Here is an 18,288-nt window from a genome sequence, read left to right on the forward strand (position 1 = left end):
TCAGGTGTGTAAGCGCAGTAATGCGTTCAGCTAACTGATACTAATTGCCCGTAAGGCTTGATCCTATAACAAGTCTGTCTCGATGCCCGTTAGCGCTTTAGCGCTTACGGACATCGAGCGTCGAGTGCAGGGCACTCGACGTACGACGGTTGAAGTACCGCGTACGTGTGAGATACAGCTCACAACCCAACTAAATTACTGCTTCTTCCCAGATTGGTTCTGTTGGCCACGCCAGCACAACAACCCTCTTTGCCTGATGACCATAGCGAGTCGGTCCCACCCCTTCCCATCCCGAACAGGACCGTGAAACGACTCTACGCCGATGATAGTGCGGATTCCCGTGTGAAAGTAGGTAATCGTCAGGCTCCCTAAGCCAGAAACCCCCGTCCGAAAGGCGGGGGTTTTTGCATTGGCGCGACGGAAATGTGCGTGAAAAAGTGCAATGCGGATGGAACTGGGGCACCGATGGTGTTGATTTCAGGTACCCACGGTTCTCGAGCAATTCGTCACTTTGTACCACCGAGCTCTCCCGGCACATCCTTCTCTCCAGATCAGACCAATCCACCTTCAGTCAGCGCCCGACCAATGTCGGCGAATCTGGTGATGGCGATGGTGATGTGATGGCCGACGATGTGCGGCGTTGATCGACGATTGTCGGAAAATGCCATTATTCCGCGAAAAATACCCCTCCTTCGACGTGTCGCGTCGACCTGACCGTGTGCGCCGTCCAGCGAACGCAGCCCGATATCGTCATAAAAATCTATGCGCATAAAGTCCATTCGCGCGACATGCCCGACAGAGCAAACAACCCGCCCTTCAGCGTAATATCGCCATTCGTCCCGATTCCCGGCGCGCATCTGCATCTGCCGGCACTCGGCGTCCTTCGCATTCCGTCTCCTGCACCATTCATGACTGATAGCCCTGTCCAAAGTGGTCGGACGACCGACTTCTTGCCGTATCTCGTCGCCGCAACGTTCTTCATGGAGTACCTCGACACGACCGTGATCGCAACCGCGCTGCCGCAGATGGCGCGTTCGTTCGGCGTCGGGCCGAACGCGCTGAGCCTCGGGATGACGGCGTACATGCTGGCACTCGCGGTGTTCATCCCGATCAGCGGCTGGATCGCGGATCGCTATGGCTCGCGCACGGTGTTCGCCACCGCCATCTTCGTCTTTACCGGCGCGTCAGTGCTGTGCGGGCTGTCCGAGGGGGGGGTGACGTTCACGGCCGCGCGCCTGCGGCAGGGTGTCGGCGGGGCGATGATGGTGCCGGTCGGACGGATGATCGTCGTGCGCAGCACGGAGAAGGCCCGGCTGATGCGAGCGATCGCGACGATCACGTGGCCGGGCATCGTCGCGCCGGTCGTCGGGCCGCCGATCGGAGGCTTCATCACGACCTACGCGTCATGGCGATGGATCTTCCTGTTGAATGTGCCGTTCGGTGTTGCTGCGCTCGTCTGTACCTGGCTGATCGTCCGGAACACGCGGGCCGACGAACAACGGCCGCTCGACTGGGTCGGCTTCGTGCTGGCCGGCGGTGCGCTGACCTGTCTGCTGATCGGTACCGAAGCGGCTGGCCAGCAGGATGTCGACTTCACGCGCGCGGGCATTCTGGTGGGCGCGAGCGTGTTGTTCGGCATCGCCGCGTGGATGCACGCGCAACGCTACGCGCATCCACTGCTCGATTTCACGACGCTGCAGGTGCCGACGTTCTCGGTGACGGTGATCACTGGCTCGATCACGCGGATGGCGATCAACGCCGTGCCGTATCTGCTGCCGCTGCTGTTCCAGATCGGCTTCGGGCTGTCGCCGTTCCAGTCCGGCCTGCTGCTGCTCGCGAGCGCGCTCGGCAATCTCGGGATGAAGGCGGGAACCTCGTGGATTCTCGACCGCTTCGGTTTCCGGCGCGTCGCGCTCGTCGACGTGACGATCGTCGGCATCTTCACGATCGCGTGCGGCTGGCTGACCGCGTCGACGCCGCTGATGATCACGCTGTTCGTCGTCTTCGTCTACGGACTCACGCGGTCGATGCAGTTCACGACGCTCGCGACGCTGGCATATGCGGATATCCCGGCCCGGCAGACGAGCGCGGCCAGCACGCTATGGAGTGCCGCGCAGCAGATGGCGATCGGGATGGGGATCGCATTCGGTGCGTTGTCGCTGCGGTTCGCGGCGTTGGTGCGTGGCGACGCGGCCGGCATGCACTACGTACTGGACGACTTTCGCTGGGCGTTCGTTGCGGCGGGCGTGCTCGCGCTGCTGACGTTGCCGGGCTATGCGCGACTGGCTTCCAATGCTGGCGATCGCCTGCGGGCAAATGTGGCCCGCGGGTAGACCGGATCTCTTGTTGCATTGGCGCCGCGGCAGGTGAGGGCTGCGGCTTTTCGTTGCTCACCGGAAACGTCGATCCATCATGGCGACGATGATGCGACGGATGGCGCCCCCCGTCATCCGTCACCGCGGGCGCCGAGCTGACCGTGCGCCGATGCCGCGGTACAACGCGCCTCGCGCGATGATGGGCGGTCACTCGAGTAAACCCATCCGCTTGCCGAATGGCACGATAGCGTCATGCTCGCTCCGCGGGCCGTCACTGTGCATCATGGAAGATGATGCCGATCGTGTGGCGGTGGCCGCTTCGAATTCTGCTCACACCATGGCGCAAATTGACGCAGTAGACGCCGCGCGTTCCCTGCACGGGCCTGCCGTGCACGGCGAAGATCACCGCGTCGCCTTGTGTCAGCGGCACCACTTCCGCGCGTGACTGCATGCGTGGCCGCTGTTCCGTCAGCACGAACTCGCCGCCCGTGAAATCCCGCCCGGGTGCCGACAGCAGGATCGCGACCTGGAGTGGAAAGACATGCTCGCCATACAGGTCTTGATGGAGACAGTTGTAGTCGTCCGGGCCGTATTGCAGGATCAGCGGCGTCGGTCGTGTCTGTCCTGCCGCGTGGCAGCGATCGAGGAATGTCGTGTGGTCTTTCGGATAGCGGACGTCGATCCCGAGTGCCTGGTTCCAGCGATTCGCGATCGGCGCGAGATGCGGGTAGAGCGTCGTGCGCAGCTCGGCGACGACCGCAGGCAGCGGGTACGCGAAGTACTTGTATTCACCGCGCCCGAACCCGTGCCGTGCCATCACGACGCGTGAACGATAGAGCGCATCCTGCGGATAGAGCGAGGCGAGCGCATCGCACTCGCTTGCGGAGATCAGGCCCGGTACATGCGCACATCCGTAGCGGTCGAGTTCGACATCGACGGTCGGCCAGTCGACTGCGTCGACGCGTTGTGCGATGTCCGGCGATTCGACGGCAGGTTGCAGATCGGCGATATTCACGGGCATACCTCGGTTCGTCAGCAGAGTGGCGCCGTACGGTCGCGGGATACTCGCAAGCGTCGCGTGCACGGTTGAAGCCACGATGAAAGTTGATGAACCCAGTCTAGCGGCGTCCGTGTGCCGGCGCGCTCCAGATCTTGCGCTCCAATTCGGAAAGGGGAGGGGCGCGGCACGGATACATCGAATGCCGCGATGTGCCGGAGCGGAGACGCGGAGAAGCGGCGGCGGAACCTTCTTCGGCGGGTGGCCGGCTTTCACCGGCCACCCATCAAGCGACCGCCCGGAACAACCAGTAAAGCCCGCCTGCCAGCACGATCGACGCGGGCAGCGTCAGCACCCACGCGAGCACGAGGCTGCGCACCGTGCTCCACTGCAACCCGGATCCATTCGCCGCCATCGTGCCCGCCACACCCGACGACAGCACGTGCGTCGTCGACACGGGCAGGCCGTACACGTCGGCGGCGCCGATCGTCAGCATCGCGACGAGTTCGGCCGACGCACCCTGCCCATACGTCAAATGCTGCTTGCCGATTTTCTCGCCGACGGTCACGACGATCCGCTTCCAGCCGACCATCGTGCCGAGGCCCAGCGCGATCGCTACGGCCACCTTTACCCACGTCGGAATGAACTTGGTCGCGTGGTCGAGCTGCTTGCGATAGTTGTCGATCGCGAGCTTGTCGTCGGTGGCGAACGCGGGCTGCCCCGACTTCTCGATCAGGCGAATGGCTTCGGACACCAGATACATCGTATTGCGCACGTTGTCGACGTCGCGTTGCGGCACCGCCGCCATCGACCCCGACGCGCCGACCGCGGTCGCGAGCGACGTGGACAGCTGCTGCACGGCCGGCAGCACGGCGGGCGTCAGGTCACGATGCTGCACGTAGTGTTCGACGTCGGCACGCGGGTTCGCGGACGGCGCGACACCGTTCGTGTACTTCCCGAGCGTCGCGGCAGCCTGGTTCGCGACGGCGACGAAGGTCTGCGTTTCGGCCGGCGTGACGGCCTTGTTCAGCGCATACGCGGTCGGTACCGTGCCGATCAGGATCAGCATGATGAGGCCCATCCCTTTCTGCCCGTCGTTCGACCCGTGCGCGAACGACACGCCCGTGCAGGTCAGGATCAGCAGGCAGCGAATCCAGAACGGCGGCGGCTGATCCTTCGGCGGCTCCTTGTACAGCTCCGGAATCCGCACGAGCGCCTTCAGCACGAGCAGCAGCAGTGCCGCGCACAGGAAGCCGACGATCGGCGAGAACAGCAGCGACTTGCCGACGCCGAGCGCCTGGCCCCAGTCGACGCCACTCGTGCCCGACGGCCCGTGCATCAGCTGGTTCATCAGACCGACGCCGATGATCGACCCGATCAGCGTATGCGAGCTCGACGACGGCAACCCGAAATACCAGGTCGCGAGGTTCCACACGATCGCGGCGATCAGCAGCGCGAACACCATCGCGAAGCCTGCGCCGCTGCCGACCTGCAGGATCAGTTCGACCGGCAGCAACTGCAGGATGCCGAACGCAACGGCGCCGCTCGAAACCATCACGCCGAGGAAGTTCCACATGCCGGACCAGATTACCGCGACGTTGGGCGTCAGCGAGTGCGTATAGATCACGGTGGCGACCGCGTTGGCGGTGTCGTGGAAGCCGTTGACGAATTCGAAGCCGAGCGCGATCAGCAGCGCGGCGCCAAGCAGCAGGTACGGGAACAGCTTCCCTTCGCGGACCGGCGACAGATCGTCGATCAGGTGCGTGGCGATATAGATCGCGCCGAGCGCGAGCACCAGCAGGAAGACGGCATAGCCGACCTGCCTGGTGCGTTCGACGGAGCCCGAATTGTTCGGTGCGGACGAAGCAGGTTGATTCATGACGGCATCTCGTAAGGGAACCGCGTCCGATCCTAGCTTTCGCTACCAGTCAGTTTGATGACAGTCGGGAGGGCGAATCATTGCTTTACAGGTGTGTAAGGGGATGGTGCCGTTACGTCGCGACGCGACATGTCGTGCCGGCTCGCGTCGTCATCCATATAGTGAACAACGGCCTGCGCATCGACATGCGGACCGCCGGAAGCGCGCACGGCGCGAGCGCGCCTAGCGCAGCATGCGCGGCGCGCTCCCCGTCGATTCGCGCGCCAGCGCGACGAACGCGGCCAGATAGTCGATCGATGCGTCCGCTTCGCGGATGCCGAGGAAGATCTGCTTCGCGATCCCCTTCTTGCCGAGCTTGACCGGCACGACCGCCATCCGGTCTGCATACTCGTCGGCAAGCCATCTCGGCAGCGCGGCCACGCCGCGCCCGCTCGCCACCATCTGCAGCATGATGTCGGTCGTCTCGATCGACTTGTGGCGCCGCGGCACGATGCCGGCCGGCGTCAGGAACTGGTTGTAGATGTCGAGCCGGTCGGTCTCGACCGGGTAGGTGATCAGGACCTCGTCGGTCAGCTGCTCGGGCGTCACGTAGTCGGCGTTCGCGAACCGGTGCGCATCCGCGACCACCAGCACCTGCTCGTAGTCGAACACGGGATCGAAGCGCAGCCCCGGCTTGTTCAGCGGGTCGGGCGTCACGAGCACGTCGATGTCATGGCCGAACAGCGCGCCGATGCCGCCGAACTGGAAGCGCTGCTTCACGTCGACGTCGACGTCCGGCCAGCGCGACAGGTACGGCGACACGACCTTCAGCAGCCACTGGTAGCACGGGTGGCACTCCATCCCGATGCGTAGCGTGCCACGCTCGCCCTTCGCGTACTGCTTCATCCGCTCCTCCGCGAGTTCGAACTGCGGCAGCAGCCGGTTCGCCAGCTTCAGCAGATACTGCCCGCCCTGCGTGAGCCGCAGGCCGCGTCCTTCCCGGTCCCAGATCGGCGTGCCGAGCTGCTGCTCGATTTTCCGGACGGTATGGCTGAGCGCCGATTGCGTGAGATGCAGCGCGTTGGCGGCCGCGGTCAGTGAGCCCTGGCGCTCGACTTCGCGGATCACGACGAGATGGAATCGTTCCAGCATGGCTATCGCTCACCCAACAAACACATGAACAAATTTAATGGATGAATGAAATAATGCCATTTTATTTCATGGGATGAAATCCCTATGATGGCTGCCGGATCGACTATTTCTTCTGGACGGCAGCTTCATGGTTACGACACACAACCTCGGTTTTCCGCGCATTGGCGCGAAGCGCGAACTCAAGTTCGCTCTCGAACGCTACTGGAAGGGCGAATCGTCGCGCGACGCACTGGAGGCGCTCGGCGCCGAGCTCCGCCAGCGCCACTGGAACGACCAGCGCGACCTCGATCTCGTGCCGATCGGCGATTTCGCGTTCTACGATCAGGTGCTCGACATGAGCTTCACGCTCGGCAACCTGCCGAAGCGCGTGCGGGGCTTCCACGGCGATGCGCTCGACAACTATTTCCGCGTCGCGCGCGGCCGCTCGGCGCAGTCGGCGGAAGAACACGCGGCATGCTGCGGCGGTGTCGCGGCCGGTGAAATGACGAAGTGGTTCGATACGAACTATCACTACATCGTGCCGGAATTCCATGCGGATACGAACTTCTCGCTCGATCCGTCGCGTCTGCTCCAGCAACTGGCGGAAGCACAGGCGCAGGGTGTCGCCGCGAAGCCGGTGATCCTCGGCCCCGTCACGTATCTGTGGCTCGGCAAGGCGAAGGACGATTCCGATCGCCTCGCGCTGCTGCCGAAGCTGCTGCCGGTATATGGCGCGCTGCTCGACACGCTGACCGTGCAAGGCGTCGAATGGGTGCAGATCGACGAACCGATCCTCGTGACCGAGCTCGACGCCGAATGGCGCCAGGCGCTGCGCACTGCGTACGACGCGCTCGAGACGCGCCGCATCAAGCTGCTGCTCGCGACGTACTTCGGCCCGCTTCAGGACAACCTGACACTCGCCGCCTCGCTGCCGGTCGACGGCCTGCATCTCGATGTGATCAACGCCCGCGATGAACTCGATGCACTCGTGCGCGAACTGCCGGCCGACCGCGTGCTGTCGGTGGGCGCGATCAACGGCCGCAATATCTGGAAGACAGACCTGAGCGCGACGCTCGACTGGCTCGAACCGCTCGCGAAGCAACTGGGCGAGCGCCTGTGGCTCGCACCATCGTGCTCGCTGCTGCACGTGCCGGTCGATCTCGCGAGCGAGGAGAAGCTCGACGCGGAGATCCGCTCGTGGCTCGCGTTCGCGCTGCAGAAGCTCGATGAACTGAAAGTGCTCGCGACCGCACTGAACGAAGGCCGCGACGAGGTGGCCGACGTGCTCGCCGCGAACGCGGCCGCGATCGACTCGCGCCGCCGCTCGCCGCGCGTGAACAACCCGGCGGTGAAGGCCGCGATCGCGCGCATCGACGCGCGGCTCGGCAACCGCGCGAGCCCGTACGCGCAGCGCGCGCCGAAGCAGTCGGCACGACTGAATCTGCCGGCGTTCCCGACGACGACGATCGGCTCGTTCCCGCAGACCGCCGAGATCCGTGAGGCGCGCAGCCGGTTCAAGGCCGGCGCGCTCGATGAAACCGGCTACCGCACGGCGATGCAGGCGGAAATCGAGCGCAGCGTGCGCGAACAGGAATCGCTCGAGCTCGACGTGCTGGTGCACGGTGAAGCCGAACGCAACGACATGGTCGAATACTTCGGCGAGCAGCTCGACGGCTACGCATTCAGCCAGTTCGGCTGGGTGCAGTCGTACGGTTCGCGCTGCGTGAAGCCGCCGATCCTGTTCGGCGACATCAGCCGCCCGAAGGCGATGACGATCGAATGGATCACGTACGCGCAGTCGCTGACGAACAAGCCGATGAAGGGCATGCTGACCGGCCCGGTGACGATCCTGAACTGGTCGTTCGTGCGCGACGACCAGCCGCGTTCGGTGTCGTGCTACCAGCTTGCGCTCGCGATCCGCGACGAAGTGCTCGATCTCGAGAAGGCCGGCGTGCGCGTGATCCAGATCGACGAGGCCGCGCTGCGCGAAGGGCTGCCGCTGCGCCGCGCGCAATGGGGCGAGTACCTGAAGTGGGCGGTCGAATCGTTCCGCATCACGGCGAACGGCGTGCAGGACGATACGCAGATCCATACGCACATGTGCTATTCGGAGTTCAACGACATCATCGCGTCGATCGCCGACATGGACGCGGACGTGATCACGATCGAGACGTCGCGCTCGGACATGGAACTGCTCGACGCGTTCGACAGCTTCAGGTATCCGAACGAGATCGGGCCGGGCGTGTACGACATCCACTCGCCGAACATCCCGACGCAGGATCACATCGTCGGCCTGATGAAGAAGGCGGCCGGACGGATCCCGGCGGAACGCCTGTGGGTGAACCCGGACTGCGGGCTGAAGACGCGCCAGTGGGCGGAAGTGATTCCGGCGCTGACGAACATGGTCGCTGCCGCGAAGACGCTGCGCAGCCAGGTGCAATAACGCGCGAACGCTGCGCGGCTGCCGTCGCGATCGACGATCGGATGGCACGCTTGCGGCCCGCATGTGCGGGCCGCGTGTCGTAATGAATGATCGGGGCGGCGGGGGCATTGCGCCGCACCGCCGGACGCCCAATGCAAACGGGCAGGCGATGTTGCCTGCCCGTTGCGCGAGGTGACGTTACGCGGTACGTGTGCCGTGCGGCAGCGCATCGTCCGCCTTGCCGGGCGCGCCCGCATCGTCGATGCTGACGCGGCGCGAGATCAGCCACACGCACACCGACGACAGCATGGCGGCGCTCATGTACTGGATCGCGAGCGGCCACCATTGCGGCGCGGTATTCTGTGCGATCAGCGTGGCGACCAGCGGCGTGAGACCGCCGGCGATCGCGCCGCACACCTGGTACGCGATCGAGATCGCCGTGTAGCGGATGCGCGCGATGAAGATGCCGCTGACGAAACCCGCGACCACCGAGTAGTAGCCCGATTCCGCGAGTGTCGCGAGGCCGACGCCGACCGTGATCGACAATGGGGTGCCCATGTGCACGAGCGGCAGCATCACGAACGGCACGATCGCGGCCCAGGCGCCGGTGATCAGCAGCACGCGCGTCGTGCCGAAGCGCTGCGCGAGGAACGCGGCCGCCAGCTGCACGACGAACTGCAGCACGGCGACGATCGTCATGCAATGCAGCACCATCGACCGGTCGAGCGACAGGAACTGCGTCGCGTAGCTGATCATGAAGATGTTGCTGAAATACACGCCGGCGATCCCGTAGACGTTCGCGCCAATCGCGAGCAACAGCAGCGGCCAGTACTTGAGCGCTTCGCGCACCGGGTTTTGCGCGGTGTTGCCGCTTTTCCTGACTTCCTCGAACTCGGGCGATTCGGACACGCTCGCGCGGATCACGAAACCGACCGCCAGCAGCACGGCGCTCGCGAGGAACGGCACGCGCCAGCCCCAGCTCATCATGTCGTCCTTCGACAGCGTGCTGATCGCGCCGAACGCGAGCATCGACAGGATCAGGCCGCTCGCGCTGCCGAGCTGCGCGAACGACGCGAAGAACGTGCGCTTGCCTTCGGGCGCATGCTCGCCGGCGAGCAGCACCGCGCCGCCCCATTCACCGCCGACCGCGATGCCTTGCAGCACGCGCATCAGCACCAGCAGGATCGGTGCGATCACACCGGCCTGCGCATGGGTCGGCAGCAGGCCGATCGCGACCGTCGACACGGCCATCAGCATCAGCGTCGCGAGCAGCGAGCGCTTGCGGCCGAAGCGGTCGCCGAGATAGCCGAACATCACGCCGCCGAGCGGCCGCGCGAAGAAGCCGACCGCGAACGAGCCGAACGACGCGAGCAGGCTGACGAAACGGCTTTCACCGGGGAAGAACAACGGCCCGAACACGATGGCGGCGGCGGTCGCGTAGCTATAGAAGTCGTACCACTCGATCGTGGTGCCGACGAACGAAGCGAGCGCCGCCCGCTTCGGTTGCTTGACGGAAGTCCCCATCTGTTATGTTCTCCTCTGGAATTCTCTGATCTGGAATAGGTCGTGTGCCGGGATCAGTCGCGATAGGCGACGCCGGGCAGCACGCACAGCAGCTCGTAGGCGAGGTTCGCGCCGAGCAGTGCCGTGGTGCCGAACGGGTCGTACGGCGGCGCGACTTCGACGAGATCGCAGCCGACGATGTTCAACCCCTTCGCGCCGCGGATGATCTCGAGCGCCTGCGGCACCGTGAGGCCCGCGATTTCCGGCGTGCCGGTGCCGGGCGCGTAGGCCGGGTCGATGCCGTCGATGTCGAACGTGATGTAGACGGGCGTGTCGCCGATGCGCGCGCGCACTTCTTCCATCAGCGGCGCGAGCGACTTGTTCCAGCATTCCTCGGCCTGGACCACGCGGAAGCCCTGCTCGCGGCACCAGTCGAAATCCTCGGCGGCATAGCCGGTGCCGCGCAGGCCGATCTGCGTGACCTTGTCGCCGTGCAGCAGGCCTTCCTCGACCGCGCGGCGGAACGGCGTGCCGTGCGCGATCTTTTCGCCCATCATCGTATCGTTCACGTCGGCGTGTGCATCGACGTGGATCAATGCAACCTTGCCGTGCTTGCGGTGGATCGCGCGCAGGATCGGCAGCGCGATCGTATGGTCGCCGCCGAGCGTGATCGGCTTGCAGTCGTGCTCGAGAATCGCGTCGTATGCAGCCTCGATGCGCGCGATGGAATCGTGCAGGTTGTACGGGTTGATCGCGACGTCGCCGATATCGGCGACCTGCAGCGAATCGAACGGCGCCGCGCGCGTGGCCATGTTGTACGGGCGCAGCAGCACGGATTCCGTGCGGATCTGGCGCGGGCCGAAGCGCGCGCCGGTGCGGTTGGAGGTGCCGAGGTCGAACGGCACGCCGACGAAACAGGCGTCGAGGCCTTCGGCGCTCGCCACGTGCGGCAGGCGCATCATCGTCGCGATGCCGCCGCAGCGCGGCATTTCATTGCCGCCGAGCGGCTGGAAATGGGTGTGGTCGTTCATGGGCTTGTCTCTTCCGATGTGGGGTTGCCGTATCATGCGACGCGGCCTGGCACATAGTTTTACGCGTCACGCCGGAAAGAAGAATGCGAAGATATCGACGTAAACATCGATTTCCATCGATGTATGGAAGGGGGATAACGTGCTGGGGAATCTGTCGACCCTCGATCTGCGGTTGATCCGCGTGTTTCTCGCGGTCACCGACGCGGGCGGCGTGTCGGCCGCACAGGCGATGCTGAACGTCGGCCAGTCGACGATCAGCGCGCAGCTGTCGTCGCTCGAGACGCGGCTCGGCTACCGGCTCTGCGAGCGCGGCCGCAGCGGATTCCGGCTCACGCCGAAAGGCGAGCGGTTCCACGCGATGAGCCGCAAGCTGCTCGCCGCGCTCGACGAATTCGGGATGGCGGCGCGACACATGGACCGCCAGCTGGTCGGCACGCTGCATATCGGCCTGATCGGCCACACGCCGGTCAGCCAGAACGCGCGGATCGCCGAGGCGATCGCCGCGTTCCGCACGCGCGACGAGGCCGTGCGCTTCTCGATCTCGGTGCGCGCACCGGGCGATCTCGAGGAAAAACTGCTGAGCGACGAGATCCAGATCGCGGTCGGCTACTTCTGGCATCGTGTGCCGTCGCTGCACTACACGCCGCTGTTCATCGAGCGGCAGGTCGCCTACTGCGGCCGCGGCCATCCGCTGTTCGAACGCGCCGGCGCGCTGACGCCGGCCGACGTCGCCGGATTCGAGTGGGCGTGGCGCTCGTATCCGCTGCCTGAGGCGCAGATGTCGACGACGCCCGATCGCGTGACCGCGACCGCCGACAACATGGAGGCCGTGGCGCTGCTGATCCTGTCCGGCCATCACCTCGGCTACCTGCCGCAGCATTTCGCGGCGCCGTATGTCGCGCAGGGATTGCTCGCGCCGCTCAATCCGGAGCAACTGCGCTACGACGTCACGTTCCACATGGTCGTGGCGCGCGACGGGCGCGGCGATCCGCTCGTCGAAGCGTTTCTCGAGGATCTCGAGCGTGCGCACCAGTCGCCCGACGTCGTCGTGTAGGTGGACGCATCTCGGCGCGCACACCAGCTGCACGACAACATCGTCGTGTAGGCCGACGACGTCAACAATGTGAACAAGCGTTACGCCGGCGTGCCGCGTCATGGCCCGCATCGATACGCGTCGAAGTGACGGGTCGAGTGTCCGTCGGGCGCGGCTTTCCGTCCGGGGCCGCCCGCATCACGGCACCGGCAACCCGGCGTCGTGCTTCACCTCTCGCAACGACAGCGCCGATTCGATCGACGTGACGCCCGGCAGCATCCGCAGCGAGTCGCGAATGAACGTGCCGTAGTCGTCCAGATCGCGCGCGACCACCTGCAGCAGGTAGTCGGCCGTGCCCGCGACGTTGTGGCACGCGAGGATCCGCTCGATGCCGAGCACTTCCCGTTCGAACCGGTCGGCGACCTTGCGGTCGTGCGTCGCGAACCGCACGAGCACGAACGCGACCACGCCGAACCCGAGCGCCTGGCGCGACAGCTGCGCGCGGTAGCGCTCGATGTAGCCGTCGTTTTCGAGACGTTTCAGGCGCCGTGCGCACGGCGTTTCGGACAGGCCGACGGAATCGGCGAGGCGCGCGATCGGCAGGCGGCCGTCGCGCTGCACCGCGGCGAGGATCGCGCGATCGGTTTTGTCGAGTTCGGTCATGTTGGGGGAATCCTTTTCTTGACTCCGCGATTGTGGCGGATTCCGCTATGAATCGCCAATCCTGAGCCAAAGATGGCCAATAATCCCTCTCCCTTCAGCGGCAACATATCGTCATTGAAGGAGGGGGGCAGACCATGATTTCCACGCATTTGCTGTTGATTTATCTCGCCGCGCTGGCGGCCATCTACGCGGTGCCCGGGCCCGACATGGCGCTCGTGCTGCAGACCAGCATCGGCCGCGGCGTGCGCCCGGGCATGGCGGCGGCGGCCGGCCTGTCGCTGTCGCGCACCGCGCACGTGACGCTGTCCGCCTGCGGCGTCGCGGCGCTGATCCGCAGCGCGCCGTGGCTGTACGAGGTGATCCGCTACGGCGGCGCGCTCTATCTCGCGTACGTCGCGATCCAGGTGTTCCGTTCGCCCGTGTTCGCGCTGGGCGACGGCGACGCGGCGGCAGGCGAGTTGCGGCAGTCGTTCTTCAAGGGGCTGCTGACGAACCTGCTGAATCCGAAGGCGCTGCTGTTCTGCTCGGTGCTGCTGCCGCAATTCGTGCGACCCGAGGCCGGGCCGGTCGTGTGGCAGATGTTCGAGCTCGGTGCGCTGCTCGTCGCGGCCGGCGTGTGTTTCGACCTCGCCTGCGTGTTCGGCGCGTCGCGCATCGCGGCGTGGATGCGCGCGCATCCGCTCGCGCAGACCGTCCAGCGCTGGACGTTTTCCGCCGCGCTGATCGGGTTCGCGCTGCGCCTGTCGATGGACTGACTCGCTTCATCGCATCGCCGCCGCGCGGGTCGACAGGCCGCACGGTGGCGCTGCGCCGATCGGTACGGACCGCGTGCAAGGCCGGTCTTCGCGCGCATGCCCCGCCGCAGAAGGGCGTGCGCGCGAATCGTCTGACTGATCTAAACTCCCTTTAACCTCGCGCTTTCGCGAACCGACTGACCGAACGGAACCGACTTCCGCCGGCTATGTCCGATTTCCTGGCTGTTCCGTGCAACGCGGTACCAAGGAGGGTCTGAACATGGCAAGGCATCTTCACGCCGACCGTGAACCCCGAATCGTCGCCGAGTCCAAGTGCCTCGGCCCGTGCGATCCGGCAGAACGCATCCACGTCACGATCATGTTGCGGCGGCAGGAAGAAGGGCAACTCGATACGTTGGTCCACCAGCTCGCCACCGGCGACGCACAGGCGAAACCGCTGTCGCGCGAAGCGTTCGCGCAGCGTTTCTCCGCCAATCCCGATGACATCCGCAAGACCGAGGACTTCGCACATCGTCACCAGCTGACGGTCGATCGCGTCGATCCGGTCGAAAGCGTCGTCGTGCTGTCCGGCTCGATCCAGCAGTTCGAAGCGGCATTCAGCGTGAAGCTCGAGCGTTTCGAGCATCGCGCGATCGGCCAGTATCGCGGCCGCTCGGGCCCGATCGCGCTGCCGGACGAGCTCGGCGATGCCGTCACGGCCGTGCTTGGCCTGGACAGCCGTCCGCAGGCGCGGCCGCACTTTCGGCTGAGGCCGCCGTTCCAGCCCGCGCGCGGCGCCGCCGCCGTCACGTTCACGCCGATCCAGCTCGCGTCGCTGTACGGCTTTCCGGCCGGCGACGGTGCCGGGCAATGCATCGCGATCGTCGAACTCGGCGGCGGTTATCGCGCGGCCGATATCCAGCAGTATTTCCGCGGGCTCGGCATCGGTACGCCGCCGACGCTCGTCGACGTGAACGTCGGCACCGGCCGCAATGCGCCGACCGGCGAGGCGAACGGCCCGGACGGCGAAGTCGCGCTCGACATCGAGATCGCCGGCGCGATCGCGCCCGCCGCGAGGATCGCCGTCTACTTCGCGCCGAACAGCGACGCAGGCTTCATCCAGGCCGTCAACGCGGCCGTCACCGACAAGACCAACCGGCCGTCGGTGATCTCGATCAGCTGGGGCGGGCCGGAAGCGATCTGGCAGGCGCAGTCGGCGCAGGCGTTCAACCGCGTGCTGCAGGCGGCCGCCGCGCAGGGGATCACGGTGTGCGCGGCGTCGGGCGACAGCGGCTCGGGTGACGGGTTGCAGGACGGCACGGATCACGTCGACTTCCCGGCGTCGAGCCCCTACGTGCTCGGCTGCGGCGGCACGCAGCTCGATGCGCTGCCCGGACAGGGCATTCGCAGCGAGGTCACGTGGAACGACGAGGCGGCCGGCGGCGGCGCGGGCGGCGGTGGCGTCAGCACGCTGTTCGACCTGCCGGCCTGGCAGCAGGGGTTGACCGTCGCGCTCGCCGACGGCAGCACCACACCGCTCGTGAAGCGCGGCGTGCCGGATGTCGCCGGCGATGCATCGCCGCAAACGGGCTACGAGGTGTCGATCGCCGGTACGGCCGCGGTGATGGGCGGCACGAGCGCGGTCGCGCCGCTGTGGGCCGCGCTGATCGCACGGATCAACGCGGCGGCGAGTGCGGCGGCCGGCGCATCGGCCGGCTGGATCAATCCGGCGCTGTACAAGAATCCGGGCGCGCTGCGCGACATCACGAAAGGCTCGAACGGCAGCTATGCAGCCGCGTCCGGCTGGGATGCGTGCACGGGCCTCGGCAGTCCCGACGGCGCGAAACTCGCGGCGATCCTCGCGCGCAAGCCGTCGAGCTGACGCGTCGGCACCGGCGTTTCCATGCGACGCGGGTCTTCTGCCCGCGTCTTTTTTCACCTCCAGGAGCAGCACGATGGGCATCGATTCCGCATCCTCCGGCGGCGTGTATCCGCTGCATCACGGCGACCACAATTCGCATGGCGTGCCGCCGACCATCAGTCCGGTCGCGCTGAGTCACGGCCGCGACCAGCCGTTCTTCGATCCGGTCGCGTATGGCAACGGCCCCGACGACTCGGTGACCGACACGACCGAAGCGGCCGCGATCACGCACCACACGATCCTGATCGACGGCAAGCGGATCGCGTACACGGCGACGGCCGGCCATCTCGTGACGGTCGACCCGAGCAGCTCGCAGCCGGCCGCGAAGCTCTTCTACGTCGCGTTCACGGCCGACGGCGCGAAGGAGGAAACGCGGCCCGTCACGTTCTTCTACAACGGCGGCCCCGGGTCGTCTTCGGTGTTCGTGCTGCTCGGCTCGTTCGCGCCGAAGCGCATCAAGACGTCGATGCCGGGGTTCACGCCGCCCGCGCCGTACCAGATGGAAGACAACCCGGACAGCATGATCGACCACAGCGACCTGGTGTTCATCAACCCGGTCGGCACCGGCTATTCGGCGGCCGTCGCGCCGAAGAAGAACCGCAATTTCTGGGGCGTCGACCAGGATGCGGACTCGCTGAAGCAGTTCATCAAGCGCTACCTGACGAAGAACAACCGCTGGAATTCGCCGAAATACCTGTTCGGCGAATCGTACGGCACCGCGCGCAGCTGCGTGCTCGCGTACAAGCTGCACGAGGACGGCGTCGACCTGAACGGTGTCACGCTGCAGTCGTCGATCCTCGACTACCGGCAGGCCGGCAATCCGGTCGGCGCGCTGCCGACCGCGGCGGCCGACGCGTGGTATCACAAGAAGCTCGGCGTCAAGCCCGCGCCGACCGATCTCGGCGCGTTCGTCGAGGAAGTCGCGCAGTTCGCGCGCACCGACTACCTGACCGCATTGCGCAACGTGCCGCATGCCGACCCGGCCGCCGTGCAGAAGCTGTCGGACTACACGGGCATCGACACGGCGACGCTGCAGACTTGGGGGCTCGACATCGCGGGTTACGACGCGCGCGGCAATTCGCTGTTCCTGACGACGCTGCTGCAGGCGCAGGGGCTCGCGCTCGGATCGTACGACGGCCGCGTGACCGGGATCTCGTCGGGCATCGCCGGCAAGATCGATCCGAACTCGGGCGGCAACGATCCGACGATGACGGCCGTGACGGGCGTCTATACGGCAATGTGGAACAGCTACCTGAACGAGCAGCTGAAGTTCACGTCGAACTCCGCGTTCACGGACCTGAACGACCAGGCGTTCCAGAACTGGGACTTCAGCCACATCGACCCGACCGGCGCGCAGCAGGGCATCGATGCGAAGGGGAACGTGATTCTCTATACGGCGGGCGATCTCGCCGCGGTGATGGCGCTGAACGTCGACCTGAAGGTGCTGTCGGCGAACGGCCTCTACGATTTCGTCACGCCGTTCTACCAGACCGTGATCGACCTGCAGCAGATGCCGCTCGAGGATCAGAAGGTGCGGCAGAACCTGTCCGCGCGCTTCTATCCGTCGGGGCACATGGTGTATCTCGACGGCGGGTCGCGCACCGCGCTCAAGCGCGATCTCGCGACGATGTACGACGCGACGGTCAGCGATACGGGCGCGCGGATGCGGATTCGCGCCCTGCAGGCGAAGAAGACGGGCGGGCACGCATAGCGCTGCCCGTCGTGCCCGTGCCGCGCGCAACCGCCATGGTTCGCGCGGCGCGGTGTTTTGGCCGGAGCGGCCGGCTTACGCGGTCGGCCAGTCGAACGGCGTGTACGGCAGCGCGCGCTTGTGGCGCGAACCGTCGTAGAAGCGCAGCACCGTTTCGTACACGCTGTCGGCGACGGGCTTGCCTTCGAGGAAATCGTCGATCTCGTCGTAGGTGACGCCGTACGCGTGCTCGTCGGGGCGCAGCGGACGCAGTTCCTCGAGGTCGGCCGTCGGCACCTTCATCACGATCAGTTCGTCGCCGCCGAGCGCGCGGGCGACCGCACGCACGCGACGCTTGCTCAGGCCGGCGAGCGGCAGCACGTCCGCGCCGCCGTCGCCGAACTTCGTGAAGAAGCCCATCAGCGATTCGGCTGCGTGGTCGGTGCCGATCACGATGCCGCGCCGCGCACCGGCGACCGCGTACTGCGCGATCATGCGCTCGCGCGCCTTGATGTTGCCGTGCACGAAGTCCTGCTGTGCCGGGTTGTCGAACGCGTGGCCGGACGCGACCAGCGATGCGAGCATCGCGTCGGCGGCGGGCTTCACGTCGACCGTGAATGTTTCGTCCGCGCGCACGAACGCGAGCGCGCGCTGCGCGTCGGCTTCGTCGTTCTGAACGCCGTTCGGCAAGCGCATCGCGATGAAGCGGGCGTCGTAGCCGCCGGCGCGCAGCTGTTCGACCGCCAGCTGCGCGAGCCGCCCGGCCGTCGACGAATCGACGCCGCCGCTGATGCCGAGCACGTAGGTCCGCAGGCCGGTCGAACGAAGGTACTGCGCGAGGAAATCGACGCGGCGGGCGATCTCGGCGTCGACGTCGAAATGCGGGGCGACGTTCAGTTCGGCAATGATCGCGCGTTGGCGGCTGGCGTAATCGGCGGATGTCATGAGGGTGGTTCCGGAACGAAATGCGAGGCGCCCATCATAAGCGCA

The 18,288-nt window shown here is 66.0% G+C and carries 14 protein-coding genes and 1 rRNA gene; 7 read left to right on the forward strand and 8 right to left on the reverse strand.

The window, feature by feature from the left end; translation table 11 throughout:
* Positions 1–252 precede the first annotated feature (252 nt).
* A 5S ribosomal RNA gene (gene rrf, locus DIE06_RS29100) occupies positions 253–365 on the forward strand.
* A 186-nt stretch (positions 366–551) separates the two neighbouring features.
* On the opposite strand, the gene DIE06_RS29105 is transcribed toward rrf, so the two are convergent.
* Positions 552–863, reverse strand: coding sequence for a hypothetical protein (locus DIE06_RS29105; protein ID WP_124664367.1), 312 nt, complete (start codon positions 861–863; stop codon positions 552–554).
* A 45-nt stretch (positions 864–908) separates the two neighbouring features.
* Between DIE06_RS29105 and DIE06_RS29110 the strand changes: the two genes are divergently transcribed.
* Positions 909–2,333 (forward strand): DHA2 family efflux MFS transporter permease subunit, encoded by a 1,425-nt coding sequence (locus DIE06_RS29110; RefSeq protein WP_124664368.1) that lies wholly within the window; start codon positions 909–911, stop codon positions 2,331–2,333.
* Positions 2,334–2,586: 253 nt separating this feature from the next.
* Here the strand turns inward: DIE06_RS29110 and DIE06_RS29115 are convergent, their stop codons facing one another.
* The 3 genes from DIE06_RS29115 to DIE06_RS29125 form a co-directional block, all read right to left on the reverse strand.
* The gene (locus tag DIE06_RS29115; protein WP_185733501.1) at positions 2,587–3,330 is read right to left on the reverse strand and encodes a 2OG-Fe(II) oxygenase; all 744 of its coding nucleotides are present in this window, start codon (positions 3,328–3,330) and stop codon (positions 2,587–2,589) included.
* Positions 3,331–3,598: 268 nt separating this feature from the next.
* The gene (locus DIE06_RS29120) at positions 3,599–5,191 is read right to left on the reverse strand and encodes an inorganic phosphate transporter (protein WP_124664370.1); all 1,593 of its coding nucleotides are present in this window, start codon (positions 5,189–5,191) and stop codon (positions 3,599–3,601) included.
* A gap of 222 nt (positions 5,192–5,413) precedes the next feature.
* A complete protein-coding gene (locus DIE06_RS29125) occupies positions 5,414–6,322 on the reverse strand; it encodes a LysR family transcriptional regulator (protein WP_124664371.1) in 909 nt (302 codons plus the stop codon).
* Positions 6,323–6,449: 127 nt separating this feature from the next.
* On the opposite strand from DIE06_RS29125, the gene metE reads away from it, so the two are divergent.
* Positions 6,450–8,744, forward strand: a complete 2,295-nt coding sequence (metE, locus tag DIE06_RS29130) for a 5-methyltetrahydropteroyltriglutamate--homocysteine S-methyltransferase (protein WP_124664372.1) — start codon at positions 6,450–6,452, stop codon at positions 8,742–8,744.
* A 177-nt stretch (positions 8,745–8,921) separates the two neighbouring features.
* Here the strand turns inward: metE and DIE06_RS29135 are convergent, their stop codons facing one another.
* Together DIE06_RS29135 and speB are read right to left on the reverse strand one after the other, a co-directional pair.
* Positions 8,922–10,247, reverse strand: a complete 1,326-nt coding sequence (locus tag DIE06_RS29135; RefSeq protein ID WP_124664373.1) for an MFS transporter — start codon at positions 10,245–10,247, stop codon at positions 8,922–8,924.
* Positions 10,248–10,300: 53 nt separating this feature from the next.
* Positions 10,301–11,257 carry an agmatinase gene (gene speB, locus DIE06_RS29140; RefSeq protein WP_124664374.1) on the reverse strand — a complete coding sequence of 319 codons (957 nt, stop codon included), beginning with the start codon at positions 11,255–11,257 and terminating at the stop codon, positions 10,301–10,303.
* Between the two features lie 139 nt (positions 11,258–11,396).
* On the opposite strand from speB, the gene DIE06_RS29145 reads away from it, so the two are divergent.
* Complete coding sequence (locus tag DIE06_RS29145; protein ID WP_124664375.1) at positions 11,397–12,311, forward strand: LysR family transcriptional regulator; 915 nt, start codon at positions 11,397–11,399, stop codon at positions 12,309–12,311.
* Between the two features lie 177 nt (positions 12,312–12,488).
* On the opposite strand, the gene DIE06_RS29150 is transcribed toward DIE06_RS29145, so the two are convergent.
* Positions 12,489–12,953, reverse strand: coding sequence for an Lrp/AsnC family transcriptional regulator (locus DIE06_RS29150; protein ID WP_124664376.1), 465 nt, complete (start codon positions 12,951–12,953; stop codon positions 12,489–12,491).
* A 134-nt stretch (positions 12,954–13,087) separates the two neighbouring features.
* Here DIE06_RS29150 and DIE06_RS29155 point away from each other — a divergent pair, with 134 nt between their 5' ends.
* The 3 genes from DIE06_RS29155 to DIE06_RS29165 all read left to right on the forward strand — a co-directional run bounded on the left by DIE06_RS29155 (position 13,088) and on the right by DIE06_RS29165 (position 17,319).
* Positions 13,088–13,708, forward strand: a complete 621-nt coding sequence (locus tag DIE06_RS29155) for a LysE family translocator (RefSeq protein ID WP_124614672.1) — start codon at positions 13,088–13,090, stop codon at positions 13,706–13,708.
* Between the two features lie 259 nt (positions 13,709–13,967).
* Complete coding sequence (locus DIE06_RS29160; protein WP_124664377.1) at positions 13,968–15,569, forward strand: protease pro-enzyme activation domain-containing protein; 1,602 nt, start codon at positions 13,968–13,970, stop codon at positions 15,567–15,569.
* A 73-nt stretch (positions 15,570–15,642) separates the two neighbouring features.
* Positions 15,643–17,319, forward strand: coding sequence for a S10 family peptidase (locus DIE06_RS29165; RefSeq protein ID WP_124664378.1), 1,677 nt, complete (start codon positions 15,643–15,645; stop codon positions 17,317–17,319).
* Positions 17,320–17,394: 75 nt separating this feature from the next.
* On the opposite strand, the gene nadE is transcribed toward DIE06_RS29165, so the two are convergent.
* Positions 17,395–18,243 carry an ammonia-dependent NAD(+) synthetase gene (gene nadE / locus DIE06_RS29170; RefSeq protein WP_124664379.1) on the reverse strand — a complete coding sequence of 283 codons (849 nt, stop codon included), beginning with the start codon at positions 18,241–18,243 and terminating at the stop codon, positions 17,395–17,397.
* Between the last annotated feature and the right edge of the window lie 45 nt (positions 18,244–18,288).

Origin of the sequence: Burkholderia sp. Bp8998, assembly GCF_003854235.1 — a bacterium.
Classification (GTDB): domain Bacteria; phylum Pseudomonadota; class Gammaproteobacteria; order Burkholderiales; family Burkholderiaceae; genus Burkholderia.

Bases quoted from the DNA above. Each gene is read 5' to 3' on its own strand.
- DIE06_RS29110 (WP_124664368.1), top strand. From the start codon at position 909: ATGACTGATAGCCCTGTCCAAAGTGGTCGGACGACCGACTTCTTGCCG.
- DIE06_RS29105 (WP_124664367.1), bottom strand. From the start codon at position 863: ATGCAGATGCGCGCCGGGAATCGGGACGAATGGCGATATTACGCTGAA.
- speB (WP_124664374.1), bottom strand. From the start codon at position 11,257: ATGAACGACCACACCCATTTCCAGCCGCTCGGCGGCAATGAAATGCCG.
- DIE06_RS29155 (WP_124614672.1), top strand. From the start codon at position 13,088: ATGATTTCCACGCATTTGCTGTTGATTTATCTCGCCGCGCTGGCGGCC.
- DIE06_RS29165 (WP_124664378.1), top strand. From the start codon at position 15,643: ATGGGCATCGATTCCGCATCCTCCGGCGGCGTGTATCCGCTGCATCAC.
- DIE06_RS29135 (WP_124664373.1), bottom strand. From the start codon at position 10,247: ATGGGGACTTCCGTCAAGCAACCGAAGCGGGCGGCGCTCGCTTCGTTC.
- metE (WP_124664372.1), top strand. From the start codon at position 6,450: ATGGTTACGACACACAACCTCGGTTTTCCGCGCATTGGCGCGAAGCGC.
- DIE06_RS29160 (WP_124664377.1), top strand. From the start codon at position 13,968: ATGGCAAGGCATCTTCACGCCGACCGTGAACCCCGAATCGTCGCCGAG.
- DIE06_RS29120 (WP_124664370.1), bottom strand. From the start codon at position 5,191: ATGAATCAACCTGCTTCGTCCGCACCGAACAATTCGGGCTCCGTCGAA.
- DIE06_RS29150 (WP_124664376.1), bottom strand. From the start codon at position 12,953: ATGACCGAACTCGACAAAACCGATCGCGCGATCCTCGCCGCGGTGCAG.
- nadE (WP_124664379.1), bottom strand. From the start codon at position 18,243: ATGACATCCGCCGATTACGCCAGCCGCCAACGCGCGATCATTGCCGAA.
- DIE06_RS29125 (WP_124664371.1), bottom strand. From the start codon at position 6,322: ATGCTGGAACGATTCCATCTCGTCGTGATCCGCGAAGTCGAGCGCCAG.